22 protein-coding genes are annotated in these 23920 nt (G+C 72.5%); 7 read left to right on the top strand and 15 right to left on the bottom strand.

From position 1 onward, the window contains the following. Positions 1-63 precede the first annotated feature (63 nt). From E4N63_RS19285 to E4N63_RS19270, 4 genes are all read left to right on the top strand, one after another. Complete coding sequence (locus E4N63_RS19285) at positions 64-1041, top strand: ribose-phosphate diphosphokinase (RefSeq protein ID WP_019711758.1); 978 nt, start codon at positions 64-66, stop codon at positions 1039-1041. 292 nt (positions 1042-1333) lie between these two features. After that, positions 1334-1918: a 50S ribosomal protein L25/general stress protein Ctc gene (locus tag E4N63_RS19280; protein ID WP_230241295.1), complete on the top strand. Its 585-nt coding sequence runs from the start codon at positions 1334-1336 to the stop codon at positions 1916-1918. Positions 1919-2062: 144 nt separating this feature from the next. Then, positions 2063-2653, top strand: coding sequence for an aminoacyl-tRNA hydrolase (gene pth, locus E4N63_RS19275; protein WP_125626673.1), 591 nt, complete (start codon positions 2063-2065; stop codon positions 2651-2653). A 92-nt stretch (positions 2654-2745) separates the two neighbouring features. Beyond that, entirely contained in the window at positions 2746-3261 is a 516-nt protein-coding gene (locus tag E4N63_RS19270) for a hypothetical protein (RefSeq protein WP_230241294.1), read from the top strand. A gap of 175 nt (positions 3262-3436) precedes the next feature. Here E4N63_RS19270 and ppc read toward each other — a convergent pair whose 3' ends face one another. Further along, a complete protein-coding gene (gene ppc / locus E4N63_RS19265; protein ID WP_230241293.1) occupies positions 3437-6178 on the bottom strand; it encodes a phosphoenolpyruvate carboxylase in 2742 nt (913 codons plus the stop codon). Positions 6179-6370: 192 nt separating this feature from the next. On the opposite strand from ppc, the gene E4N63_RS19260 reads away from it, so the two are divergent. Both E4N63_RS19260 and E4N63_RS19255 read left to right on the top strand, forming a co-directional pair. After that, positions 6371-7375: a fatty acid desaturase gene (locus tag E4N63_RS19260; protein WP_125624008.1), complete on the top strand. Its 1005-nt coding sequence runs from the start codon at positions 6371-6373 to the stop codon at positions 7373-7375. Then, positions 7372-8061, top strand: coding sequence for a TetR/AcrR family transcriptional regulator (locus E4N63_RS19255; protein ID WP_125624007.1), 690 nt, complete (start codon positions 7372-7374; stop codon positions 8059-8061). The genes E4N63_RS19260 and E4N63_RS19255 overlap by 4 nt, the downstream gene beginning before the upstream one ends. Positions 8062-8197: 136 nt before the next feature. Here the strand turns inward: E4N63_RS19255 and E4N63_RS19250 are convergent, their stop codons facing one another. Beyond that, on the bottom strand, positions 8198-9025 hold the full coding sequence (locus E4N63_RS19250) for a trans-aconitate 2-methyltransferase (protein ID WP_125624006.1): 828 nt from the start codon (positions 9023-9025) through the stop codon (positions 8198-8200). Between the two features lie 161 nt (positions 9026-9186). On the opposite strand from E4N63_RS19250, the gene E4N63_RS19245 reads away from it, so the two are divergent. Beyond that, entirely contained in the window at positions 9187-9684 is a 498-nt protein-coding gene (locus tag E4N63_RS19245) for a MarR family winged helix-turn-helix transcriptional regulator (protein ID WP_019711766.1), read from the top strand. A gap of 40 nt (positions 9685-9724) precedes the next feature. Here E4N63_RS19245 and E4N63_RS19240 read toward each other — a convergent pair whose 3' ends face one another. The 13 genes from E4N63_RS19240 to E4N63_RS19180 form a co-directional block, all read right to left on the bottom strand. Next, positions 9725-10387, bottom strand: a complete 663-nt coding sequence (locus tag E4N63_RS19240) for a TetR/AcrR family transcriptional regulator (RefSeq protein ID WP_125624005.1) — start codon at positions 10385-10387, stop codon at positions 9725-9727. A gap of 10 nt (positions 10388-10397) precedes the next feature. Then, on the bottom strand, positions 10398-12038 hold the full coding sequence (locus E4N63_RS19235; RefSeq protein ID WP_230241292.1) for an amidohydrolase: 1641 nt from the start codon (positions 12036-12038) through the stop codon (positions 10398-10400). Continuing rightward, the gene (locus tag E4N63_RS31200) at positions 12029-12658 is read right to left on the bottom strand and encodes a thioesterase family protein (RefSeq protein WP_230241291.1); all 630 of its coding nucleotides are present in this window, start codon (positions 12656-12658) and stop codon (positions 12029-12031) included. Before E4N63_RS31200 ends, E4N63_RS19235 begins: the two co-directional genes overlap by 10 nt. Next, positions 12655-14316, bottom strand: coding sequence for an AMP-binding protein (locus tag E4N63_RS19225; protein WP_230241290.1), 1662 nt, complete (start codon positions 14314-14316; stop codon positions 12655-12657). Before E4N63_RS19225 ends, E4N63_RS31200 begins: the two co-directional genes overlap by 4 nt. Then, the gene (locus E4N63_RS19220; protein WP_230241289.1) at positions 14313-15230 is read right to left on the bottom strand and encodes an enoyl-CoA hydratase/isomerase family protein; all 918 of its coding nucleotides are present in this window, start codon (positions 15228-15230) and stop codon (positions 14313-14315) included. The genes E4N63_RS19225 and E4N63_RS19220 overlap by 4 nt, the downstream gene beginning before the upstream one ends. A 91-nt stretch (positions 15231-15321) precedes the next feature. Next, positions 15322-16098 carry an amino acid ABC transporter ATP-binding protein gene (locus E4N63_RS19215; RefSeq protein WP_125624002.1) on the bottom strand — a complete coding sequence of 259 codons (777 nt, stop codon included), beginning with the start codon at positions 16096-16098 and terminating at the stop codon, positions 15322-15324. A gap of 14 nt (positions 16099-16112) precedes the next feature. Further along, the gene (locus tag E4N63_RS19210) at positions 16113-16766 is read right to left on the bottom strand and encodes an amino acid ABC transporter permease (protein ID WP_125624001.1); all 654 of its coding nucleotides are present in this window, start codon (positions 16764-16766) and stop codon (positions 16113-16115) included. 76 nt (positions 16767-16842) lie between these two features. Beyond that, positions 16843-17652: an ABC transporter substrate-binding protein gene (locus E4N63_RS19205; protein WP_230241288.1), complete on the bottom strand. Its 810-nt coding sequence runs from the start codon at positions 17650-17652 to the stop codon at positions 16843-16845. A gap of 462 nt (positions 17653-18114) precedes the next feature. Continuing rightward, positions 18115-18891: a response regulator transcription factor gene (locus E4N63_RS19200; protein WP_125623999.1), complete on the bottom strand. Its 777-nt coding sequence runs from the start codon at positions 18889-18891 to the stop codon at positions 18115-18117. 433 nt (positions 18892-19324) lie between these two features. After that, complete coding sequence (galK, locus tag E4N63_RS19195; protein ID WP_125623998.1) at positions 19325-20584, bottom strand: galactokinase; 1260 nt, start codon at positions 20582-20584, stop codon at positions 19325-19327. Then, complete coding sequence (gene galE / locus E4N63_RS19190) at positions 20581-21768, bottom strand: UDP-glucose 4-epimerase GalE (RefSeq protein ID WP_125623997.1); 1188 nt, start codon at positions 21766-21768, stop codon at positions 20581-20583. Before galE ends, galK begins: the two co-directional genes overlap by 4 nt. A gap of 14 nt (positions 21769-21782) precedes the next feature. Then, positions 21783-22868 carry a galactose-1-phosphate uridylyltransferase gene (gene galT, locus E4N63_RS19185; RefSeq protein WP_230241287.1) on the bottom strand — a complete coding sequence of 362 codons (1086 nt, stop codon included), beginning with the start codon at positions 22866-22868 and terminating at the stop codon, positions 21783-21785. Positions 22869-23117: 249 nt separating this feature from the next. Next, complete coding sequence (locus E4N63_RS19180) at positions 23118-23816, bottom strand: LuxR C-terminal-related transcriptional regulator (protein ID WP_125623995.1); 699 nt, start codon at positions 23814-23816, stop codon at positions 23118-23120. Between the last annotated feature and the right edge of the window lie 104 nt (positions 23817-23920).

Genomic DNA, 23920 nt, shown 5'->3' with positions numbered 1-23920 from the left:
CTGCACCCAAAGTGCGCCCCCTGTTCCCCCAGAGTTTGATGTCGCTGCCAAGGAGACTGTGCTGTGACCGGGATCAAGACGACCGGCGAGAAGAAGTTGATGTTCTTCTCCGGCCGCGCCCACCCCGAACTCGCCGAGGAGGTCGCGCACCAGCTCGGTGTCGGCCTGGTCCCGACGAAGGTGTTCGACTTCGCCAACGGTGAGATCTACGTCCGTTATCAGGAGTCGGCGCGCGGCGCGGACTGCTTCCTGATGCAGAGCCACACGGCTCCCATCAATAAGTGGATCATGGAGCAGTTGATCATGGTCGATGCTCTGAAGCGGGCTTCGGCCCGGAGCATCACCGTGATCCTGCCGTTCTTCGGTTACGCCCGGCAGGACAAGAAGCACCGGGGCCGGGAGCCGATCTCGGCGCGGCTGATCGCCGATCTGCTGAAGTGCGCGGGTGCGGACCGGATTCTCACGGTGGATCTGCACACGGACCAGATCCAGGGTTTCTTCGACGGTCCGGTGGATCATCTGTTCGCGTTGCCCGTCCTCGCGGACTACGTGGGGGCGAAGGTGGACCGCTCCAAGCTGACGGTGGTGTCTCCGGACGCCGGCCGGGTGCGGGTCGCGGACCGCTGGTGCGACCGGCTGGGTGCGCCACTGGCGATCGTGCACAAGCGGCGTGACAAGGACGTGGCGAACCAGGTCACGGTGCACGAGGTGGTCGGTGATGTGAAGGGCCGGATCTGTGTGCTGGTCGACGACATGATCGACACGGGTGGCACGATCACGGCGGCCGCGGACGCGCTGTTCGCGAACGGTGCGGAGGACGTCATCGTGACGGCGACGCACGGCGTGCTGTCGGGTCCGGCGGCGGACCGGCTGAAGAACTCGAAGGTGAGCGAGTTCGTGTTCACCGACACGCTTCCCACGCCGGGCGAGCTGGAGCTGGAGAAGATCACGGTGCTGTCGATGGCGCCGACGATCGCGCGTGCGGTGCGTGAGGTGTTCGAGGACGGTTCGGTGACGAGTCTCTTCGAGGAGCAGGCCTGACGGCCCGGCACGGTCACCGCTGATGGTCACCGCCGGCGGTCACCGTTGGGCGGTGACCGGTCGCGGGCGGGCCTTGCCGGCCGGACCGTAGATCGACTTGGGGGCGGCCTTCCCGCCGGGTAGACTCGTGGAGTTGCTCGGCGAGGGAGGCCGCACTCGTGTGCGGTGTCCGTTATCGACGCGCTCTTCGTAGCAGGTCTGTCGTGGGCCGGGTGACGGCCGTCAGATCAGATCCGTACGGGCGGTGGCCGTTTCCGGGCGCCGTCGGGTACGCAGTACGAGGAGTGCAGCCATGGCTGAGGTCAAGATTCCCGCCGAGATCCGCTCGGAGTTCGGCAAGGGCGCCGCGCGCCGTCTCCGCCGTGAGGAGAAGGTGCCGGGCGTCGTCTACGGCCACGGCGGCGAGCCGGTGCACGTGGCGATGCCGGGCCACGAGCTGATGATGGCGCTGAAGACGCCGAACGTCCTGATCCGTCTGGCCACGGACGGCAAGAGCCAGCTCGTCATCCCCAAGGCCGTGCAGCGCGAGGCCATTCGCGGCTTCCTGGTCCACGTCGACCTGCTGGTCGTGAAGAAGGGCGAGACGGTCACGGTCGACGTCCCGATCCACACCGAGGGTGAGCTGGCCCCGGGCGGCAACCTTCTGGAGCACATGCTGGACGCGCTCCCGGTGGAGACCGAGGCCACGCACATCCCGGAGGCGTTCACCGTGTCCGTGGAGGGCCTGGAGGCCGGTGCCTCGATCCAGGCGAAGGACGTCACGCTGCCGAAGGGCACGGCGCTCGCCGTGGACGGCGAGACCGTGGTCCTGCAGGTCGTCTCCGCGCAGGCCGAGGCTCCGGCCGAGGGCGAGGAGGGCGAGGGCGAGGAGGCCTGAGCCTCCGCCGCCCCGCCGCGAGGCGCCGCGCCACGACCGCCGTCCCGCTCCGCTGGAGCGGGGCGGCGGTCGTGTATCCCTGGACCCGACCCACGAGACCGAGACCGAGACCCCCGGACCCGGGCACCGGCAGGAGAGACGTAGATGAGCGATGCGGACAGCCCCTGGCTGATCGTGGGCCTGGGCAATCCCGGGCCGGAGTACGCGGGCAACCGGCACAACGCCGGTTTCCTGGTGGCCGATCTGCTCGCCGGGCGGCTGGGCGGGCGGTTCAAGACGCACAAGGCGCGGGCGCAGGTGGTGGAGGGCCGGCTGGGGGCGCCGGGGCCGGGCAGCCGCCGGGTGGTGATCGCCAAGCCGATGTCGTACATGAATCTGTCGGGTGGCCCGGTGTCGGCGCTGCGCGACTTCTACAAGGTGCCGCTGGAGCGGGTGGTGGCCGTCCACGACGAGCTGGACATCGACTACGGGGCGCTGCGGCTGAAGCTGGGCGGGGGCGACAACGGCCACAACGGGCTGAAGTCGATGACGAAGGCGATGGGCGCGGGGTACCACCGGGTGCGGTTCGGCATCGGGCGGCCGCCGGGGCGGATGGATGTGGCGGCGTTCGTGCTGAAGGACTTCTCGGCGGCGGAGCGCAAGGAGCTGGACTACTTCGTGGACCGTGCGGCGGACGCCGTGGAGTGCCTGGTCGAGGACGGTCTGGAGCGGGCGCAGAGTACGTACAACAGCTGACGGCGGCATCTTTCACCGTCTAACGGGACAGTGTCCCGCAACCGGGGAGCGGCGGTTGACCGGGTGGTTTCCCATGGCCAAGGATCGCCCGCATGGCACCGACGAAGTCCAAGCGCCGCCCCGCCGTCCGCCGGGCGGGAGAGAGCGCCTACGGGCTGCTGCTGGTCGGCAAGCAGGCGTTGATGGCGGCGGTGGCCCTGCTGGTGCTGACCGCGGGGGTGTTCACGTCCTGGGACGCGGCGCAGCACGCGATGCTGACGAAGGGGCGCGAGCGCGGCACGGTGACCATAGAGCGCTGTGACGGGGATGTGTGCGGGGGCCGGTTCGAGCCGGCGGCCGGGGCGCCCGCGGAGGCGGACGCGGAGCTGCGGACGGTGACGGTGGTGGAGGCCGCGGGCCGGGAGCGCGGGGAGCGGCTGCCGGTGGCGGTGAAGCCGGGGACGGACGAGGCGGTGCGGACGGGGCTGGGCGGTGTGCTGCACGCGTGGATTCCGTTCGCGGGGTCGCTGCTGCTGGCGGCGCTGGTGGTGGCGGGCGGGCTGCGGATGCGCCGTACGGCGTGGGGGCTGGGGCTGGCGGGCGCGGCTCTGCTGGGCGGGTGTTTCTGACGCTGTGAGCGTCGTTCCGGCTTTGCGAGGGCCGCTCTTGGCGCTGTGAGCGTGCCGTTCCGTGAGGGCGGCAGGCGCCGCCCGTGACTCCCGGAACGTGGAACGCCGGCGGACCCGCACCCACAGGGGTGCGGGTCCGCCGGCGTTCGCCGTCAGGAGTGTGCGGTCGGCGGGGTCATCCGGTGTTGCGGAGACCGGCGGCGACACCGTTGACGGTGAGCAGCAGGGCGCGGGAGAGCAGCGGGTCGGGCTGTTCGCCGTTGGCGGCCGCGCGGCGCTGGCGGTCGAGCAGGGCGACCTGGAGGTAGGAGATCGGGTCGAGGTAGGCGTCGCGGATGCGGAAGGTCTGCTGGAGCACCGGGTTGGAGCCGAGCAGCCGTTCGCCGCCGGTGACGCGGAGGACTTCGCGGACGGTCAGGTCGTGTTCGGCCTCGATGGTGTCGAAGACGTGCTTGAGCTCGTCGGGGACGAGGGTTTCGACGTAGTGGCGGGCGATGCGCAGGTCGGTCTTGGCGAGGGTCATCTCCACGTTGGAGAGGAAGTTCCGGAAGAAGTGCCAGCGTTCGTACATTTCGTCGATGACGCTGTCGAGTCCGGCTTCGCGGGCGGCCTTGAGGCCGGAGCCGACGCCGAACCAGCCGGGGACGATCTGCCGGGACTGGGTCCAGCCGAAGACCCACGGGATGGCGCGGAGTCCGTCGAGGCCGGCGCCGCTGTCGGGGCGGCGGGAGGGCCGCGAGCCGAGGTGGAGTTCGGCGAGCTGGTCGACGGGGGTGGAGGCGAAGAAGTAGGCGGGCAGGTCGGGGTCGTCGACGAGGCGGCGGTAGGCGCTGTGGGCGGCGTCGGAGACGGTGTCCATGGCCGCGTCCCAGCGGGCGAGGGCCTCGTCGGACTGGCGGGGCGCGGTGTGCAGCGCGGAGGCCTGGAGGGTGGCGGCGACGGTGAGTTCCAGGTTCTCCCGGGCGAGGGAGGGGACGAGGTACTTGTCGGAGATGACCTCGCCCTGTTCGGTCACCTTGATCTCGCCTTCCAGGGTGCCCCACGGCTGGGCGAGGATGGCGTCGTGGGAGGGGCCGCCGCCGCGGCCGACGGTGCCGCCGCGGCCGTGGAAGAGGCGGAGCCGTACGCCGTAGCGGTGGGCGACGTCGCGGAGGCGTCGCTGGGCGCGGTGGATCTCCCACTGGCTGGTGGTGATGCCGCCGAACTTGGAGGAGTCGGAGTAACCGAGCATGACCTCCTGGACGTCGCCGCGGAGGGCGACGAGCCGCCGGTAGGAGGGGTCGGCGAGCATGTCGTCGAGGATGACGTCGGCGGCGCGGAGTTCGTCGGTGGTCTCCAGGAGCGGGACGATGCCGATCCCGGCCCAGCCGGCGTGGAGGTCGAGGAGTCCGGCCTCGCGGGCGAGGACGACGGCGGCGAAGACGTCGTCGGCGCCCTGGCACATCGAAATGATGTACGACTCGATGACCTCGGGTCCGAAGCGCTCCTTGGCGTCGCGGACGGCCTCGAAGACGCCGAGGGTCTTGGCTCCGGCGGCGTCGAGGGGCGCGGGACTGTGGGCGAGGGGGCGGCGGGAGCGGAGCTCCTTGGCCAGGAGCTTGGTGCGGTAGTCGCGGGGCATGTCGGCGTAGCGCCAGGATTCCTCGCCGAGCCGGTCGAACAGCTGGCCGAGGGCGTGGTGGTGGGCGTCGGCGTGCTCGCGGACGTCCATGGTGGCGAGCTGGAGGCCGAAGGCGGCGAGGGTGCGGATGGTGCGGTCGATGTGGCCGTCGGCGAAGAGGCCGCCGCGGTGGGCGCGCAGGGATTCCTGGATGAGGACGAGGTCGGCCAGGAGTTCGGAGGTGCCGAGGTAGTCGCGGCCCTCCTGGTGGGGGGTGCCGGTGGCGAGCCGCTGCCGGGTGTTGAGGAGCTTCTGCCGGATGGCGGTGGCCTTGAGGCGGTAGGGCTCCTCGGCGTTGAGCCGCTTGTAGCGGGGGCTGATGCCGGGGAGCCGCTCCAGGTCGAGGGAGAGGGAGTCCAGGAGTTCCTGGGTGGCGCCGGTGTAGCGGATGGAGTTGGAGAGCAGGCCGCGGAGTTCGTCGATGAGCCGGAGGGCGTCGGTGATGCCGTGTTCGTGCTGGAGGATCAGCACGTCGCGGGTGACGTCGGGGGTGACGTTGGGGTTGCCGTCGCGGTCGCCGCCGATCCAGGTGCCGAAGGTGAGGGGGCGGGTGCCGGCGGGCAGCTCGACGCCGACGCGTTCCAGCTCGGCGGAGAGGTCCTCCAGGACGTCGCCGACGGCTTCGGCGTGCAGCTCGTCGAGGTAGTAGATGGCGTTGCGGGCCTCGTCGGCGGGCTCGGGCCGGACGACGCGGAGTTCGTCGGTCTGCCAGACGAGGTCGATGTTCTCGGCGAGCCGCAGGTCGTGGCGGCGGCGGTCGCCGCTGCCGCTGCCGACGGACTCATCCAGGAGGGCGGCGATGCGGCGGAGCTTGTTGAGGACGCTGCGCCGGGCGGCCTCGGTGGGGTGCGCGGTGAAGACGGGCCGGACGTTGAGGTGCCGGACCGTCTGGCGCAGGTGCTCGGGGTCGGCGTCCTTCAGCCGGTCGGCGGTACGGGCGAGCAGGCCGCCCTCGGCGGCGCGGCGGGCGCGCAGCTCGCGGCCGCGGTGCACCTGTTCGGTGATGTTCGCCAGGTGGAAGTAGGTGGAGAAGGCCCGCACGAGCTTGGCGGCGGTGGGCAGGTCGGTCTCGCCGAGGAGCTTGGCGGCGGCTTCGCCGTCCGTACGGGTGAGGGCGCGGACGCGCTCGACGAGTTCCAGGAGCTCGGGTCCCTCCTGGCGGACGAGAGTCTCGCCGAGGAGGTCGCCGAGGCGCCGGATGTCAGCGCGCAGCGGTGCGTTGTCGTCGGTCTCGGGTGTGAGGTCGGCACTGCTCACAGGTGCGGCTCCTTGCATGGATGAGCACGATGGGCGGGGTGCGGACCGCGCTGTCCGGCGCCCACCAGGATAGGTGCCCGGCGCACCACGTTATCCACAGGCCATTGACCCTGAGGGGAGCACTGCCATACTTACGATGCCGTAGGTTACGCATCCGTAGCCATGCCCCCAGTTCGGTGAGGGACGCCCCCCATGACCACGACTTCCGATGTGATCGACGACGCCCCGAAGGCCGCCGACACCCATTCCCCCGTCCCGTCCGCCACGCTCGGCGGCGACAACAAGAGGTCCGTCGAGCAGCTCGCGCTGCTCCTGTTCATCACGGTGCCGTTCCTGGCGCTGGTCGCGGCGGTGCCGCTGGCCTGGGGCTGGGGGGTGAGCTGGCTGGATCTGGGCCTGATGGTCTTCATGTACTTCCTCGGCTGCCACGGCATCACCATCGGCTTCCACCGCTACTTCACGCACGGCTCCTTCAAGGCCAAGCGGCCGCTGCGGATCGCCCTGGCCGTCGCCGGGTCGATGGCCGTGGAGGGTCCGCTGGTGCGCTGGGTGGCGGACCACCGCAAGCACCACAAGTTCTCCGACGCCGAGGGCGATCCCCACTCGCCGTGGCGGTTCGGTGAGACCGTTCCGGCCCTGATGAAGGGGCTGTGGTGGGCGCACATCGGCTGGATGTTCGACGAGGAGCAGACGCCGCAGCAGAAGTACGCCCCGGATCTGATCAAGGACCCGGCGATCCGCCGGATCTCCCGCCAGTTCATGCTGTGGACGGCGGTGTCGCTGGCCATCCCGCCGCTGGTCGGCGGTCTGGTGACGTGGTCCTGGCAGGGCGCGGCGACGGCCTTCTTCTGGGGTTCCCTGGTGCGGGTGGCGCTGCTGCACCACGTCACCTGGTCGATCAACTCCATCTGCCACGCGGTCGGCAAGAAGCCTTTCAAGTCGCGGGACCGCTCGGGCAACGTCTGGTGGCTCGCGGTGCTGTCCTGCGGCGAGTCCTGGCACAATCTGCACCACGCCGACCCGACGTCCGCCCGGCACGGGGTGATGCGCGGGCAGGTGGACTCCAGCGCCCGGCTCATCCGCTGGTTCGAGCTGCTCGGCTGGGCCCACGATGTGCGCTGGCCGAGCAAGGAGCGCGTGGAGTCCCGGCGGAAGACCGGTAACTCCCGTGAAGACGAGGCCGCGAAGGCGGCATGATTGAACACGTGGCGAGTGATGGAAGCAGTGGCGAGAAGAGCAAGGCTTCGAGTCCGGGTGGCCGGCGCGGCCGACGCGTACGAATGACGGGCAAGGAGCGCCGCGAGCAGCTGCTGGACATCGGCCGCGCGCTGTTCGCCGAGAAGGGCTTCGAAGGCACGTCGGTGGAGGAGATCGCGGCGAAGGCCGGGGTCTCCAAGCCGGTGGTCTACGAGCACTTCGGCGGCAAGGAGGGGCTCTACGCGGTGGTGGTGGACCGGGAGATGCGCAAGCTCCTGGAGATGGTCACCAACGGCCTGACCGCTGGGCATCCGCGGGAGCTGCTGGAGCAGGCGGCGTTCGCCCTGCTGGACTACATCGAGTCGTACACGGACGGTTTCCGGATCCTGGTCCGGGATTCGCCGGTGGCCCAGTCGACGGGCACCTTCGCCTCGCTGATCAGCGATATCGCCACCCAGGTGGAGGACATCCTCGGGCTGGAGTTCAAGGCCCGGGGCTTTGATCCGAAGCTGGCCCCGCTGTACGCCCAGGCGCTGGTGGGGATGGTCGCCCTGACGGGCCAGTGGTGGCTGGACGCGCGGAAGCCGAAGAAGGCGGAGGTCGCCGCCCATCTGGTGAATCTCGCCTGGCACGGTCTGGACGGCATGGAGCAGAAGCCGCGGCTGATAGGTCACCGCAAGAGCTGACCGGTTTCCCCACGGGGCGCGGCCCCGGCCCGTTGCGGCGGGCCGGGGCCGCGTCGTTCCCGTGCCGCTCAGCCGCGGTGGCCCCGGGGACGTGCCGTCCCGTCCCACGGCTGCGGCTGCGGGGCCGGCGCGGTGGTCAGGTGTCCTTCTTCCGGGCGATGGCGAAGATCCGCCGGAACGGGAAGACGGTGCCGTGCGGGCCGGGCGGGTAGGCCTTGCGGAGCAGGTCGCGGTACTGGCCGAGGAACGCGGTGCGGGCCTGTTCGTCGTCGGCGAGAGCGGTGAGGATGGGGCGGAGCGCGGTGCCCTTGACCCAGTCGAGCACCGGGTCCTCGCCCTGGAGGAGCTGTATGTAGGTGGTCTCCCAGGCGTCGGTCTCGCAGCCGAGTCCGGTGAGCTGGGTGAGGTACTCCCACGGTTCGTACACGTGGACGTAGCGGCGGCCGTGGCGGCCGACTCTTTCGCGCCACTCCGGGGTGTCGCAGAGGTCGTCGAGGATGGCGTGGCTGGGCGAGGTGAAGTTACCGGGGACCTGTAAGGCGAGGGTGCCGCCGGGGGCGAGGGCCTCGATCCAGGCCGGGAAGGACTTGGCATGGCCGGGGACCCACTGGAGGGCGGCGTTGCTGACGATCAGGTCGTACGGCTCCTCCGGTATCCAGTCGGCGGCGTCGGCGTGCCGGAAGTCGATGCTGCCGCCGCCGGGGGTGGGGCCGGCGTGGCGGGCGGCTTCGGCGAGCATGTCCGGGGAGTTGTCGTAGCCGGTGATGCGGGCGTCGGGCCAGCGCTCGGTGAGAAGCGCGGTGACGTTGCCCGGTCCGCAGCCGAGGTCGGCGATGCGCGCCGGGCGGCCGCGGGCCGGGAGGCCGGGGATCCGGGCGAGCAGGTCGTGGAAGGGCCTGGTGCGGTGGCCGGAGTGGCGGAGGTATTGCTGCGGGTCCCAGGTCGGGTTCTGGGGTTTTTGCATCGTGTGAACCTCTCGGTGCCGGTGCGGTGGGTGAACGGGGAACTGCTGTCGGGCCGATCGATGCCCGTGTCACGTGCCCGCCACGCCTGACCATCAGTCTCGATATCAAGATATTTGATGTCAAGAGACTTCACATCGACAGACCTACTACACTGATCGGCATGGAGGACGAGGTCGATCGGCTGGTCGGGGCATGGCGCCGGGAGCGCCCGGACCTCGATGTGGAGCCGCTGGAGGTGCTGAGCCGGATCAGCCGGCTCGCGCGCCATCTCGACCGCGCCCGACGGCTGGCCTTCACCGAGCACGGCCTGGAGTCCTGGGAGTTCGACGTCCTCACCGCGCTGCGCCGGGCCGGGGCGCCGTACCAGCTCTCCCCCGGACAGCTCCTCACCCAGACCCTGGTGACCTCCGGCACCATGACCAACCGCATCGACCGGCTCGCCAAGAAGGGTCTCGTCGAGCGGCTGCCCGACCCCAGCGACCGGCGCGGGGTGCTCGTCCGGCTCACCCGGGAGGGCCGGGACCGCGCCGACCGCGCGCTCGCCGGACTGCTCACCCAGGAACGGGCCATCCTCGCGGAGCTCTCCCGCGAACAGCGCCGCGAACTCGCCGGGCTGCTGCGCCGGTTGACGGCGCCGTTCGACAACGTACCCGGCTGAGCGGACGGCGCGCCCGGGCCGCGGCCTCCGTCACTCTCCGTCACGGGGCGGGCTGCCGCTCCTCGCGTACGGCCAGTTCGCGGAACCAGGCGACCGGCGGCAGGTCCAGATCCTCCAGGCGCAGCTGCCGCGACCCCCGCCGGGCGCCGACCTGGGCCAGCACCAGATCCGCGTGCACCACGGCGACCTCGTCGAGATCCAGCTCCCCCTTCTCCGAGTACCAGTAGGCGACGCCCGTGCACATCGCGAGCAGCGCCAGCCGCGTCACCCGGACGTCGGGCACCAGCAGGGTGCCGTCCGCGGTACCGTCCGCGAGCTGGCGTCCCCACATCTCCTCGTACTCGTCCCGCAGGGCCACGACGGCCTGACGGGACTCCTCCTTCAGCGCCCGCAGCTCCCGGTCGACGACGACCGTCTCCGTGCGGCGCAGCCCGTGGGCGAAGACGTGCATGACGGTCAGCCCCGCCAGCCGCTCCACGGGCGAGGCGGCCTCGGCCAGCACGGTGCGTGCGTCGGCGTTGAGCCGCCCCAGGGACTCCCGCATCAGCCGGACCAGCAGGTCTTCCTTGCTGTTCATGTAGTGGTAGAGAGTCGCCAGCGATATGCCCGCCCCCGCGGCGAGGTCCCGGATGCCGGTGGCCTGGAACCCGCGGGTGGCGAAGAGCTCCAGGGCACTGGACCGCAGACGCTGGTACGAAGACATGCCGCCAACCCTAAGCCAGGACACCGAGGTCGTGTACGGCCCTGCCGCCGACGGCCGTCGCCAGCACACCGATTTCCGGCAGCGCGTCCGCGTCCACCCCGGCCGGGTCCGCGTCGAGCACCGTGAAGTCGGCCAGGAAACCGGGGGCGATCCTGCCGCGGGTCCGCTCCGCGTGCGCCGCGTGGGCGGAGCCGACCGTGTAACTCCGCAACGCCGTCGCCACGTCGACCCGCTCGTCCGGCGCCAGCACCCGGCCACCCGCCGTCCGCCGCGTCACCAGGGCATGGATGCCGGCCAGCGGCGCACCGGCGACCACCGGGCGATCGGAGCTCCCGGGCACCTCCACGCCGCGCTCGGTGAAGCTGCGGACCCGGTAGCACCAGGCGGCGCGCTCCGGCCCGAGGGCGTCGGCCATGCCGTCCCCCGCCTCCCGTACCAGGGAGCCCTGGGGCACCGGGATCACGCCCAGCCGGACGATGCGCTCCACCTGCTCCGGGGAGGTGACCGCGCAGTGCTCGATCCGGTGCCGGGGGTCGTGCCGGGGATGCAGCCGCTGAGCCTCCTCGTACGCGGACAGCACGACGTCCACGGCGCGGTCGCCGATCGCGTGGGTGGCCACCTGCCAGCCGGCCCGGTGGGCGGCGGTGATCGTGGCGGCCAGCTCCTCCTCCCCGGCCTGCAGATAGCCGCGGTTGCCGGGGTCGTCGGCGAAGTCGCAGCACATCGCCGAGGTCCGGCCGATGAGCGAGCCGTCGGAGAACACCTTGACCGCGCCGAGGCGCAGCCGGTCGTCACCGAAGCCCGTGCGCATGCCGAGGTCGAGGCCGGAGCGGTACGGGTCCGCGGCGTGCGCCGGAAGCGGGTGCAGCACATCGGAGGCGGGCATGAGCGTCACCCTCTGCAGCAGCGTGTCCTCGTCCCGGGCCCTCTGGTAGGCGGCGATCTCCACCCCGCTGTGCCCGATCCAGCCGCCCCCGATACCCGCCTCCTGCACCGAGGTGATGCCCTCGGCGGCGTAGTTGCGGGCGGCGGCCCCGAGGGCGCGCGCCAGCACATCGGCGGGGAACGGGACGAGCAGGTTCCGCACCAGTTCCTGGGCGCGTTCCTGGAGCAGTCCGGTGGGCGCCCCGGAGGCGTCGCGCAGGATGCGCCCGCCGTCGGGGTCGGGGGCCGTGTCCGCCCCGCAGCGGGCCAGCACCGCGGAGTTGACGGCGCACATGTGCCCGCTGGTGTGCTTCAGCCAGACGGGGTGGTCCGGCGCCGCCCGGTCCAGCCCGGCGGCCGTCGGGTGGCCGCCGGACATCCGGTTCTGGTCGTAGCCGGCTCCGATGATCCACTCGCCGGGCGGGCGGCGCGCCGCCTCCCGGGCCACCAGGCCGTACACGTCCTCCACCCGGGTCACCCGGCCCGGGGAGAGGTCGAGTTCGTCCAGGCTCAGCCCGTACCAGGCCATGTGGTTGTGGGCGTCGTGGAAGCCGGGCAGGACGCACCGCCCGGCGAGGTCCACGGTGCGGCGGGCGGACAGCCCCGCGGTCTCCGGGCCGCCGACCGCCACGACCCGGTCCCCGAGCACCGCGAAGGCGGTGGCCCGGGGGCGGGCCGGGTCCATGGTCAGGATCCGGGCGTTGCGGTAGACGACGTCTACGTCCATGGTGCTGTCTCCTTCGTCTCCCCGTCACCGGCCGCGGGCGGGTCGGCGAGTGCGGCGCGCAGCCGGGCGCGGAACTCCTCGCTCCAGGGCCGCGGCCGGCGGGTGGCCCGGTCGATGTGCACGGCGGTGCGGACCCCTTCGGCGACGACGCTTCCGCCGCCGGCCGCCCTGACGGTGAAGCCCGTGGTGAGGCTGGCGCGGCCGAGCGCCGTCACCCGCTGCTCGATGTGGAGCGTGCCGGGCCGGTCGACGGGGCCGGTGAAGGTGATGGCGAGGCGGGCCACCGCATGGTGTCGCTCGGGCCGGACGGCGGGGTCGGGGTCGTAGGGGTATCCCATGGTGTCGAGCAGGCGGCTGAAGGCCCGCTCGGCGTGCACCGGGAAGCGGGCGTGGTGCAGGACGCCCAGCGCGTCGAGTTCGTCCCAGGAGACCTCGGTCGTGGTGCGGAAGCTGCCGGGGAGGCCGGGCACGCCGGTGTCGCCGGTGTCGCCGGTGTCGCCAGTGTCGCCGGTGTCGCCGGTGTCGCTGGTGTCGCTGGTGTCGGCGGTGCCGGCGGTGCCGGTTCCCGGGCCCGGGGCCGTGCCGGTGCCGCGCGGGGACGGATGTCCGGGGACGGTCACGGTCCGCCTCCCGTCGTGCCGGCGGCGGGCGGCGGCGCCTCCGGGGAGGGCGCGGCCGCGTCCCAGCACGGGCCGCGGTCGGCGCGCAGCTCCCCCTTGGCCACCCGTTCCGAGGGCGTGCGGGGCAGTTCGGGCCGCACGCACCAGTAGCGCGGCACCTTGAAGGAGGCCAGCCGTTCCCGGCAGAACTCCAGCAGTTCCCGTGGATCGGGGGTCTCCCCGCCGGACGGTACGACGAAAGCCTTCACCTCCTCGCCCCGGACGGCGTCCGGCTCCGGCACCACGGCGGCCGTCCGCACCGCCGGATGGGACTCGAGGACCGCCTCGACCTCCCGGGCCGAGACGTTCTCCCCGGACCGGCGGACCATGTCCTTCGTCCGGGCCAGGTAGTAGATCCGGCCCTCGGCGTCCGCCCGCACCCGGTCCCCGGTGTGCAGCCGGCCGGAGCGCAGGACCCGGGCGGTGGCCTCCGGCTGTCCCCAGTAACCGTCCATCAGCCCCTCGCCGGAGATCACCAGTTCGCCGGGGAGCCCCGGTTCGACCGGCCGGCCGGAGCCGTCGACGACGTCGGCCCGCTTGCCCGGATGGGGCCGGCCCACGCATCCGGTGCCGACGGTCTCGTCGTGGTCCTCCGGGGTGACGATGAGGTCCGCGCCGGACTCGGTCATGCCGAACGCCTCGTACCAGGGCACTCCCCAGCGTTCCTCCAGCTCCCGGTGGAGTCCGGTGGGGATGCCGGAGGCCAGGACCGCCCGGACGGCGTGGTTCCGGTCGTCCGGGTGCGGCGGCCGGGCCAGCAGCGCGGCCGGCATCATGCCCAGGCAGTAGAAGACCGTCACCCCGTGCTCACGGATGTCGGCCCACATCCGGCCGGCGCTGAACCGGTCCGCCACCACCAGCCGGGCGCCGGAGCGCAGCGCGGCCACCACGTTCCACTGCGGGTCCATGTAGCTGAACGGCTGGGCGGTGTAGAGGACGTCGTCCTCGCCGAGCCGCGGGAAGTTGGTCCGCAGGGCGTGCGCGATGGTGAGCCAGTAGCGGTGGCTGAGCATGCAGCCCTTGGGCAGCCCGGTGGTCCCCGAGGTGTACTGGATGTTCACCAGGTCGCCCGGGGCCGCCGGCGCCCCGGAGGCGTCCGGGCCGCCCGGGCCGTCCGGGCCGTCCGGGCCGGCGGGCAGGTCGTCCGCCGGTACGACGGTGAGATCGAGGCCCGCCTGCGCGGCAGCGGCCGCGAGCACCTCGGCGTACGCGGGAGTGGTGACCGCGAGCCGGGGGCCGGCGTCGCGCAGCAGATGGGCCGCGTCGGTGGCGCGGGCCTGGGTGTTGACCGGTACGAGGATCCGTCCGGACCGGGCCGCGGCGAGCCACAGCAGCGGGAATTCCGGCACGTTCGGCAGCATCACCGCCACCCGGTCGCCGGGGGCGGTCGAGCTCCGGAGGAACGCGCTGATCCGGTCCACCGCGGCGTCGATCTCCGCGAAGGTCCAGCGCGGCCGGGCGGCGTGCGGGAAGACCCACGCCACCCGGTCACCGTGTGCCCGGGCCGCGTCGCGGACCAGCGCACCGAGGGTGCCGGGCGCGGGTGCGGGCTCGGGTGCGGATGCGGGAGCCGCCGGCCGGGTGCCGGGCACGGGGCGCCCGGAGGCGCGGGACGTCACGGCTGCCTCCGCCCGGGCCGCGGCACCGCGGGGGCGCGGTGCGGGCCTCCGGCGCCGGAGACGGAACCGGCGCCGGAGTCCGCGGCGGTGCCGGAACCGGCGCCCGGGCCGGCCTCGGTGGCATCGGTGCCGGCACCGGGCTCGGAGCCGGCACCGGGCTCGGAGCCGGTGCCGGTGCCGACCACGCGCATCGACAGGTCCACTTCCATGGCGAGTGTCTCCTCCAGACCCGCGCCCAGCCCGCGGTCGAGGGTCTCTTTGGCTAGGGCGAGCGCCAGGGGCGGCTTGTCGAGCAGCCTCCCGGCGAGTTCCAGCGCGTACCGGCGGTGTTCCCCGTCCGGCACGACCTCGTTGACCAGGCCCCATCCGCGCGCCTCCTCCGCGGTGAAGCCCGAACCGGTCATCAGCAGATACTTGGCGCGCTGCGGCCCGAGGACGGCGGCGAGCAGCTGGGAGACGCCGTTGGTCACGGTGAGCCCGACACCCGCCTCCGGGAACATGAAGCGGGTGTACTCGGCCGCCACCACCAGATCGCAGGCCAGGGCCCATTCGCACCCCGCGCCCACCGCCCAGCCGTGCACGGCCGCGATCACCGGGACCGGGCTGCGCTTGATCGTCCGGGTGACGTCCTGCAGCCGCTCCAGCCGCTCCCTGGCCGCCAGCGGATCCTCCGCCGGGGCGGGTTCCTTGAGGTCGTGCCCGCTGCAGAAGGCCCGGCCGGCGCCGGTGAGGACCACGGCCCGCGCGCCCTCGGCGACGGCGCGCCGCAGAGCACCGACCAGCTCGCGGCTGACCTCGTCGGTGACCGCGTTGAGACGGTGCGGCCGGTGCAGCTCGACCACGGCCACCGGGCCGTTCCGCTCGTACCGCACCGGGTCCCGCTCCGGGTGCCCCGTCTCCGTCACTGTCGACATGCTGTCCTTATCCCTGGCGTGTTGTGTGCGGCGGGGCGATCGCGCGCCCGCCGCCGTGGTGGCCGGTTGCCGGTGGCCCGTGGCCGCCCGGTCAGGCCCGTTCCACCTGTCGGAGGAAGGCGCGGCCCCGCTCGCTGCGTGGGTTGTCCAGCACCTCCGCCGGAGGTCCCTCTTCGGCGATCCCGCCGTCGGCCATGAGGACGACCCGGTCGGCGACGTTCCGGGCGAACCGCATCTCGTGGGTGACCACCATCATGGTCATTCCGGAGTCGGCCAGGTCCCGCATCACCGCCAGGACTTCGCCGACCAGTTCGGGGTCGAGGGCGCTGGTCGGCTCGTCGAAGAGCATCACCTTCGGCCGCATGGCCAGCGCCCGCGCGATGGCCACGCGCTGCTGCTGGCCGCCGGACAGGCTCATCGGGTAGCGGTCCGCGAACTGCCGCAGCCCGACCTGCTCCAGCAGTCCGAGAGCGGTCTCCCGGGCCTCGCCCCGGTCCCGTCCGGCCACCCGGACCGGGGCGGTGGCGACGTTGTCCAGCACCGACTTGTGCGGCCACAGGTTGAAGTGCTGGAAGACCATCCCCACCTGGCGGCGCATGAGGTTGAGGGACTTCTCGTCGTAGCGGAGTTCCTGGCCGTCGATGACGATCCCGCCGGAGTCGATGCGCTCCAGGCCGTTGACGCAGCGCAGCAGGGTGCTCTTGCCGGCTCCGGAGGCGCCGATCAGGACGACGACCTCGCCGGTGTCCACGGACAGGTCCACTCCGTCCAGCACAGTGTGCGCGCCGAACGCCTTGTGGATCCGCCGCATGACCACCAGGGGGGCGGTCCGCGGGGTGTTCTCCGGGGCGCTGTCGGGGTGTGGCATGGGGTGGGCGCCTCTCAGATCGCGTAACGGGAGTGCCGGCGCTCCAGCCGGCGCAGCAGCGCCGTCAGGAGAAGCACGATCACCAGGTAGTAGACGGCGGATATCAGGTAGTAGGTCAGCGGCTCATACGTCGCGGCCGCCAGCTTCTGCGCCTGCATGAACAGTTCGGGGACCGTGATGAAGGAGGCCACGGCGGTGTCCTTGACGGCGATGATGAACTGGTTGCCGAGCGAGGGCAGGATGGACCGGAACGCCTGCGGGGCGACCACGATCCGCAGCGCCTGCGTCCGGCTCATGCCGAGGGAACGCGCCGACTCGGTCTGGCCCTTGACGACCGACTGGACACCGGAGCGGAAGATCTCCGCCATATAGGCCGCGGTGTGCACGGTCAGGCCGATCACCGCCGACCAGAACGAGGAGATGTCGACGATCGTGACGAGGCCGTAGTAGATGACGAACAGCTGGGCCACGAGCGGCGTGCCCCGGATGATGGCGAGATAGCCCTGGGCGAGCCAGCGCAGCACGGCGAAGCGGCTCATCCTCATCCAGGCGACGACCAACCCGACCGCCAGGGAGAACACCACCGCCAGCGCGGCCAGCGACAGGGTGATCTGCAGCCCTTCGAGCATGAGCGGCAGGGAACGGCTGAAGCCGTCCAGAACAGACATGGCGGGGTTCTCCTCGGGCAGCCGGGCCGGCCGTCGTCAGCGGGTCATCAGGGGTGGCCGGGGGATCGGGGGGTGATCAGGACTGGCCGTCCGGGCTGATGTCCACGCCGAACCACTTCTCGCTGAGCTCGGCGTAGGTCCCGTCGTTCCTGATCTCTTCGAGGGCCTTGTCCACCTCGGCGGTGAGCTTCGGGTTGCCCTTCTGGCTCGCGATGGAGGCGGGGTCCGGGAAGAGGATGTCGCCGGCCGGCTTGATGGCGATGCCGGTCTGCTTGATCTGGTAGAGACCCAGGAGTTTCGTGGTGATCGCCGCGTCGATGCGGCCGTTGCCCAGCTCCGTCAGCGCCTCGTTGTCGCTGCTGTAGGTCTTGACCTCCGCGACCCCGGGCTGCTTCTTGGCGTACTCCTCGAAGGTCGTGCCGAGGACGACGCCGACCTTCGCGTCCTCGAGGTCGTCGACGGACTTGACCGGGGAGTCCTTCCCGACGAACAGCTGCGCGCCGGAGAGGTAGTACTCATCGGTGAAGTCGACCTGCTTCTTCCGCTCGTCGGTCGCCGACATGGACCCGACGATCAGGTCGTACCGCTTGGCCTTCAGTCCGGCGACCAGGGAGTTGAACGGTCCGGTGACCGGGTTCGGCTTCAGGTCGAGGCGCTTCGCCAGTTCGTTGCCGAGCTCCAGGTCGAAGCCGGCCAGCGTGCCGTCGTCCTCGAAGTAGTTGAACGGCCGGTACTGGCCGCTCATCGCGAAGGTGAGCTTGCCGTCCTCGACGAGCTGGTAGTCGCGGGCCGGAGCGCCCTCGGAGTCCGAGTCACCGCTGCCGCATCCGGCGGCCAGGACCATCACCAGAGAGCCGGTGAGTGCCAGTGCCGTACGTCTTGTCACACGTCCTGCAGATATCCGCATTGCCGAGCCTCCACGATCCGCGAGCCACAACCAGTCGATCGATTGATCGGTTCCCGGGAAACTACTGACCTGCGCAGATGGCTGTCAACAGTCGGAAGCGCGGCCGCTGGTTACGTTTTGGGAAGCGCTGCCGGACCTCAGAGTCCGCAATGCGGGCACCCGGGACGGCCGTCGCCGGGGAGGCCGGAAGCCGGGGAGCAGGGCAGGTTCATGACAACCGGCAGGTTCATGACAACCCCGCGCCGGAGCCCGCGGCCGGAACGCCGGTAGGGGTCGCAGGCGGGCACCGCGGAAGCCGCGACGCGAGACGGGAAGGGGCGCAGCCCGGCCCGAGGACGGCGGGCCGGCACGGCGGCGGACCGGACGGCCGAGAGAGCCGATACCTTGCGCCGCGAAACGGACGCCCGCACCGGCACCCGGGACGGATGCCGGCGGCGCGTGTCAGCCCGTGCTGCCGACGGCGGGCAGGTCCTCCGCCGGGCCCACCCCGGCGCGGCGCGCGAGGGCGACCGCGGCGAGAGTGGAGTGCACGCCGAGCTTGCCCAGGACGTTCTGCATATGGGTGCGGACCGTGTGCGGGGAGAGGAACAGCCGTTCGGCGACGGCCTTGCGGCCCAGGCCCGCCACCATGCACCGCAGCACCTCCCGCTCCCGCGGGGTCAGTGACTGCACCAGCCGCTCGCTCTCCGTGCGGTGCTTGCGCGCCGCGGTCAGCTCCCGCAGGACACCGGTGAGGAGAGCGGGCGGCAGATGGGTCTCCCCGCGGAGCACACCGCGTATGACGGCCAGCAGCCGGGAGAGCGAGCAGTCCTTGGCGACCCAGCCGGAGGCCCCGGCCTGCAGGGCCGCGGCGGCGCGCGCCGAGTCGTCCCGCTCGGCGAGCACCACCGTACGGACCGCGGGCCGCCGTTCGCGGACGCCGGCGACCAGGGATATGCCGTCCACGGCGCGCTCCGCGCCGCCGGCCCGGGCGGTGCCGATGACGGTCGGGCCGTTCCTCGCCGATCCGGGCACCGGCGGGGCGCACCCCAGGTCGGCGTCGACGAGCATGACGTCGAACCGGCGGCCGTCCGCGGCGGCCCGCTCCAGACAGCGCAGCGCCGCCGGCCCGCTGCCCGCCGCCGCCACCTCGACGTCCTGTTCGGCGGCGAGAGCGGCGGCGAGCGATTCGGCGAAGATGCGGTGATCGTCCACCACCAGCACCCTGATGACTGTCACTGAGGAACCCCCCTGTATCGGGACGATCCAGCGGGCCCGGCGCCCGGCTGCTCCGGCGCCCGGTGCCGTGGCCGGGATGCTCCCGGCCGGCCGCCGCCGTACCGGACCCACCCCGGGCGCCGTACCCGACCGCCTCGCCCCCTGCATTGACACCGGCCCCCACCGGTGCTGAGCATCAGCGTACGGATGCACTCCGACAAGTGAAGTGGATTGGCGAAAGTGTTCGCCCCGGACGTTCGACCTGTGTTCGCTGTTACTTCTTGTGCAAGAAATCGACTGGGAATGCCGATGTGCGCCCCGTGCCCGCCGGTACCCCCGCGCCCGGGCGGCGGTGTGCCGGACACCGTACCCGCCGCCCGGCGCGGCGGACCCGCCGGTGAAGCACATCCCCGGCCGGGGCCCGCGGTGTTCCGCCCGGCGCCGGACGGCCGGTTCAGGCCAGCCGGCGCGCGCCCGCCGACGGTACGGCCGGGAAGACCCGGGGCTCACGGTGCCCGGCCGCCGCGAAGGCCGCGGTGACCGCCTTCGTCACCGGCTCCGCCGCCGCCTCCTCCACCAGCGCGATCGCCGAGCCGCCGAAGCCGCCGCCCGTCATGCGGGCGCCGAGCGCGCCCGCGGCACACGCGGACTCCACCGCCAGGTCGAGCTCCGGGCAGGACACCTCGAAGTCGTCGCGGAGCGAGGCGTGCCCGGCGGTGAGCAGCGGGCCGATGCCGCGCGTGTCCCCGGCCGCGAGGCGGGCGGTGACCTCCTCCACGCGCCGGTTCTCGGTGACGACATGGCGCACCCGGCGGCGCAGCGTCTCGTCACCGAGCCGGGAGAGCGCTTCGTCCAGTTGCCCGAAGGCGACGTCGCGCAGGGCGGGGACGTCCAGCAGGGCGGCGCCCTCCTCACAGCTCGCGCGCCGCTCCGCGTAGGCGCTGTCGCCCAGGGCGTGCTGGACGCGGGTGTCCACGACCAGCAGGCGCAGCCCGTCGGCGGCGAGGTCGAACGGCACCTGCCGCTGGGTCAGGTCGCGGGTGTCGAGGTGCAGGGCGTGGCCCGCGGTGCAGCAGGCGGAGGCCGTCTGGTCCATGATCCCGCAGGGCATTCCGACGAAGACGTTCTCGGCGCGCTGCGCCACCCGCGCCAGCTGCCAGGGGCGCAGCCCCAGTCCATGGAGCTCGTTGAGCGCGAGCGCGGTGACGATCTCCAGGGCGGCGGAGGAGGACAGCCCGGCGCCGACCGGGACGGTCGAACTCAGGTGCAGGTCCAGGCCGGTGACCGGATGGCCGGCGTCACGCAGCGCCCACACCACGCCGGCGGGGTACGCGGCCCAGCCCAGGCCGGGCGCGCCGGGCTCCAGGGCGTCGGCGCGCAGTTCCACCACGCCGCCGAGCACATCGCCGGAGTGCAGGCGCAGCACGCCGTCGTCGCGGCGGGACACGGCGGCGCGGGCGGTGTGCGGGAGGGCCAGCGGGAGCACGTATCCGTCGTTGTAGTCGGTGTGCTCACCGATGAGGTTGACGCGGCCGGGGGCGGCCCACAGCCCTTCGGGCTCGTAGCCGTACAGGGCTGCGAACGTGCCGGCGAGGTGCTCCTCCGGCTCGGTCCGGCCCGTCTCGGGGGTTTCCGTTCCGGTGCGGGCGCCCGGTCCGGTCCCGGGGGTCCGGTGGGAGCCGTGGGTCCCGCCGGCCGTCTGCTGGTCCGTCACGCTTCCGCCGTTCTTCCGCTCTCGTGCTCCGCCGTCCGGTTCCCGTACGTCCCGTTCTGCGGCGTCCCGTTCTCCGGCGTCCCGTTCTCCGCCGACGCCTTCTGCGCACCGCCGTTCCGCCCCAGGGCGAACTCCCAGGCGTCCCGGACGATATCGGCCAGTCCGGGGCGCGCGGGCTTCCAGCCCAGCCGGTTCCGGGCGCGCTCCGCGGAGGCGACGAGCACGGCCGGGTCGCCCGGGCGGCGCGGGGCGGCGTTCTCGGGCACCGGGTGGCCGGTGACCCGGCGGACGGTCTCGATCACCTCCCGGACGGAGAAGCCGTTGCCGTTGCCGAGGTTGCAGATCAGGTGCTCGCCCGGGGCGGCGCCGTCCAGGGCGAGGAGGTGTGCCTCGGCGAGGTCGGAGACGTGGATGTAGTCGCGGACGCAGGTGCCGTCCGGCGTCGGGTAGTCGTCGCCGTAGACGGAGACGGCCTCCCGCCGGCCGAGCGCGACCTGCAGCACCAGCGGGATGAGATGGGACTCGGGGTCGTGCAGCTCGCCGTGGAGGGAGCCGCCGGCGGACCGGTGGGCGCCCGCGACGTTGAAGTAGCGCAGCGAGACGGCGGCGAGGCCGTGGGCGGCGCACTCACCGCCGATCATGTGGTCGACCGCGAGCTTGGAGGCGCCGTAGGGGCTGGTGGGCGCGGTGGCGTCGGTCTCGGCGATGGGCACGGACTCCGGGTCGCCGTAGGTGGCGGCGGTGGACGAGAAGACGAGCCGGCGGACTCCGGCGGCGCGCATCGCGGCGAGGAGCTCCATGGTGCCGCCGACGTTGTTGCGCCAGTACTTCTCCGGGTCCGCCACGGACTCCCCGACCTGCGAGAACGCGGCGAAGTGCAGCACACCGTCGTACGAGCCGTCGAGCCGGCCCTCGCCGGCCGGCGAGGTCAGGTCCTGGACGCGGCCCTCGATGAACTCCGCGCCGGCCGGGACCGCTTCGCGGTGGCCGGTGGACAGGTCGTCCAGCACGGTCACCCGGTGGCCGGCGTCGAGCAGATGGGCCGCGACGACGCTGCCGACGTAGCCGGCTCCGCCGGTGACAAAGTACTTCCGCCCGCCGCCCGGCTCCCCGCCGGTGGCGTCGCCCGGCCGCCCGGCCGCGCTCTCGTCCCCGCGTCCGCTCCCGTCCCCGCTTCCGTTCACGATCCCGCTCCCGTTCACTCGTCCGCCACCTCACGCAGCCGTGCCGCCGCCGTCTCCGGCGGCACATCGTTGATGAACACCCTCATGCCGGACTCGGAACCCGCGAGGAACTTCAGCTTGCCGGAAGTGCGGCGGATGGTGAAGAGCTCAAGGTGGAGCGCGAAGTCCTCACGTTCCACGGGGCGTTCCCCCCATCCGCGCAGCGGTGCCTGGTGCCAGCCGGAGATGTACGGGGTGGACGGCTCGTCCGGGCCGAACACCCGGTCGAAGCGGCGCAGCAGGTCCAGATAGATCCGCGGGAACTCGGCGCGGGCCTGCTCGCCAAGCGCGGGCAGGTCGGGCACCCGCCGACGGGGGTAGAGGTGCACCTCGTACGGCCAGTGGGCGGCGTACGGCACGAAGGCCGTCCAGTGCTCGCCCTCCACGACGACGCGGCTGCCGTCCTTGCGTTCGTCCGCGACGGTGTCGTCGAACAGGTTGCCGCCGGTGCGCTCGCGGTGGGCGGCGAGGGAGCGGAGGACGCGTTCGGTGTGCGGGGTGGTGAAGGGATAGGCGTAGATCTGGCCGTGCGGGTGGCCCAGGGTGACGCCGATCTCGCGGCCCCGGTTCTCGAAGCAGTAGATCTGCTCGACGCCGGGGCGCCGGGACAGTTCGGCGGTGCGGTCCGTCCAGGCGTCCAGGACGAGCCGGGCGCGCTCCTCGGTGAGATCGGCGAAGGAGGCGTCGTGGTCGGCGGTGAAGCAGACCACCTCGCAGCGGCCCGCGTCGCCGGTGAGGGAGGGGAAGCGGTTCTCGAACACGGCGACGTCGTAGTCGGCGGCGGGTATCTCGGTGAGCCGGTCCTCGCGGGAGGGGCAGAGCGGGCAGGCGTCCGCCGGCGGGAGGTAGGTGCGGCCCTGGCGGTGGGAGGCGATGACGACGGAGTCACCGAGGAGGGGATCGCGGCGGATCTCCGACGCGGTGGCGACGGAGCCGAGCGGCCGCCGGTCGGCGGCGTCGCGCGGGGCGCCGGCGCTGCCGGCCGTGCCGTCGCCGTCGCCGTCGCCGTCGTAGTAGATCAGCTCGCGGCCGTCCGCGAGCTTCGTCACCGTCTTCTTCACCAAGGCTCCTAGCGATGCTCTCCTAGCAGAACGATAGCAAACATAATCCAACACAACAGCGCAGAAGAAAACGAGGGTGCTGTCGTGAGTGTGCGTCCGCGCCCCAGGCGCGGTGGGTGGGCGGCCGCCGCCGAAGGCTCCGCGGCTTCTGCGGCCGGCTATCGCCGGCCCCTGGCGGGCCGGGTCTCCGGGCTTCCGGGCTCCGCGCTTGCGGCGGTGCACCCGTGGCCCGCACCCGGGCCGCCGGACTCAGCCCTGGTCCGGCCGGTCCAGCCGGTCCGGCCGGACCGCCGCCCGGTCCAGCAGTCCCGTACGGGCGGCCAGCGCCGCCGCCTCCAGCCGGGAGCCGACGCCCAGCTTCATCAGCACCCGCTGCACATGGGTGCGGGCGGTGCTGGGCGCTATCCCCATGCCCGCCGCGATGACCCGGGTGTCCTCGCCCTCCGCGACCCGCATCAGCACCTCGACCTCACGAGGCGTCAGGATGCGCAGCAGCCGCGTCGCCTCGTCGTCCGGCTGGGCGGCGGGGTTGAGGAGTTCCGCGAACGCGCCCTGGAGCAACTGCGGCGCCACCGCCGCCTCGCCCGCGCGGGCCTTCACCATGGCGCGTTCCACGCCCTCGATGCGCTCGTCCTGCCGTACGTAACCGGAGGCGCCGGCCGCGAAGGCCGCCGCTATGCCGCGCGGGTTCGGCACCGGGCCCAGCACGACCACCGCCACCTGCGGCCGCTCCCGCCTGATCCGCACCACCGGGTCGAACGCGCCGGGCTCCTCCGGAGCCGCGGTGCCCAGCAGGCACACCTCCGGCGCCCTGCTCACCACCAGGTCCGCCGCCCCGGCGCCCGGCGCCGCGGCGGCCAGCACGCGGTGTCCGCGCAGCTTGAGAGCCGAGGCCAGCGCCTCGGCGAGCAGACGGTGGTCATCGACCACGATGAGCCGCACGCCCATGAGCTCCTCCCCCATCCCCGAAGCCCCCGGGCTCCCTTGGACGGGGAAGCTACACGTTTGCGCGGCCTCACGCGCCCCTTACCTGGGAAAAGCGCCATGGAACG

Source organism: Streptomyces sp. MNU89 (assembly GCF_020982505.1).
Taxonomy (GTDB): Bacteria; Actinomycetota; Actinomycetes; order Streptomycetales; family Streptomycetaceae; genus Streptomyces; species Streptomyces xinghaiensis.
The sequence above is the reverse complement of the archived record's forward strand: the minus strand, read 5'-3'. Positions and strand labels throughout refer to the sequence as shown.

Bases quoted from the DNA above. Each gene is read 5' to 3' on its own strand.
- E4N63_RS19210 (WP_125624001.1), bottom strand. From the start codon at position 16,766: ATGTCTGTTCTGGACGGCTTCAGCCGTTCCCTGCCGCTCATGCTCGAA.
- E4N63_RS19250 (WP_125624006.1), bottom strand. From the start codon at position 9,025: ATGCAAAAACCCCAGAACCCGACCTGGGACCCGCAGCAATACCTCCGC.
- E4N63_RS19245 (WP_019711766.1), top strand. From the start codon at position 9,187: ATGGAGGACGAGGTCGATCGGCTGGTCGGGGCATGGCGCCGGGAGCGC.
- E4N63_RS19215 (WP_125624002.1), bottom strand. From the start codon at position 16,098: ATGCCACACCCCGACAGCGCCCCGGAGAACACCCCGCGGACCGCCCCC.
- pth (WP_125626673.1), top strand. From the start codon at position 2,063: ATGAGCGATGCGGACAGCCCCTGGCTGATCGTGGGCCTGGGCAATCCC.
- E4N63_RS19280 (WP_230241295.1), top strand. From the start codon at position 1,334: ATGGCTGAGGTCAAGATTCCCGCCGAGATCCGCTCGGAGTTCGGCAAG.
- E4N63_RS19240 (WP_125624005.1), bottom strand. From the start codon at position 10,387: ATGTCTTCGTACCAGCGTCTGCGGTCCAGTGCCCTGGAGCTCTTCGCC.
- E4N63_RS19235 (WP_230241292.1), bottom strand. From the start codon at position 12,038: ATGGACGTAGACGTCGTCTACCGCAACGCCCGGATCCTGACCATGGAC.
- E4N63_RS19270 (WP_230241294.1), top strand. From the start codon at position 2,746: ATGGCACCGACGAAGTCCAAGCGCCGCCCCGCCGTCCGCCGGGCGGGA.
- E4N63_RS19220 (WP_230241289.1), bottom strand. From the start codon at position 15,230: ATGTCGACAGTGACGGAGACGGGGCACCCGGAGCGGGACCCGGTGCGG.
- E4N63_RS19180 (WP_125623995.1), bottom strand. From the start codon at position 23,816: ATGGGCGTGCGGCTCATCGTGGTCGATGACCACCGTCTGCTCGCCGAG.
- E4N63_RS19260 (WP_125624008.1), top strand. From the start codon at position 6,371: ATGACCACGACTTCCGATGTGATCGACGACGCCCCGAAGGCCGCCGAC.
- E4N63_RS19255 (WP_125624007.1), top strand. From the start codon at position 7,372: ATGATTGAACACGTGGCGAGTGATGGAAGCAGTGGCGAGAAGAGCAAG.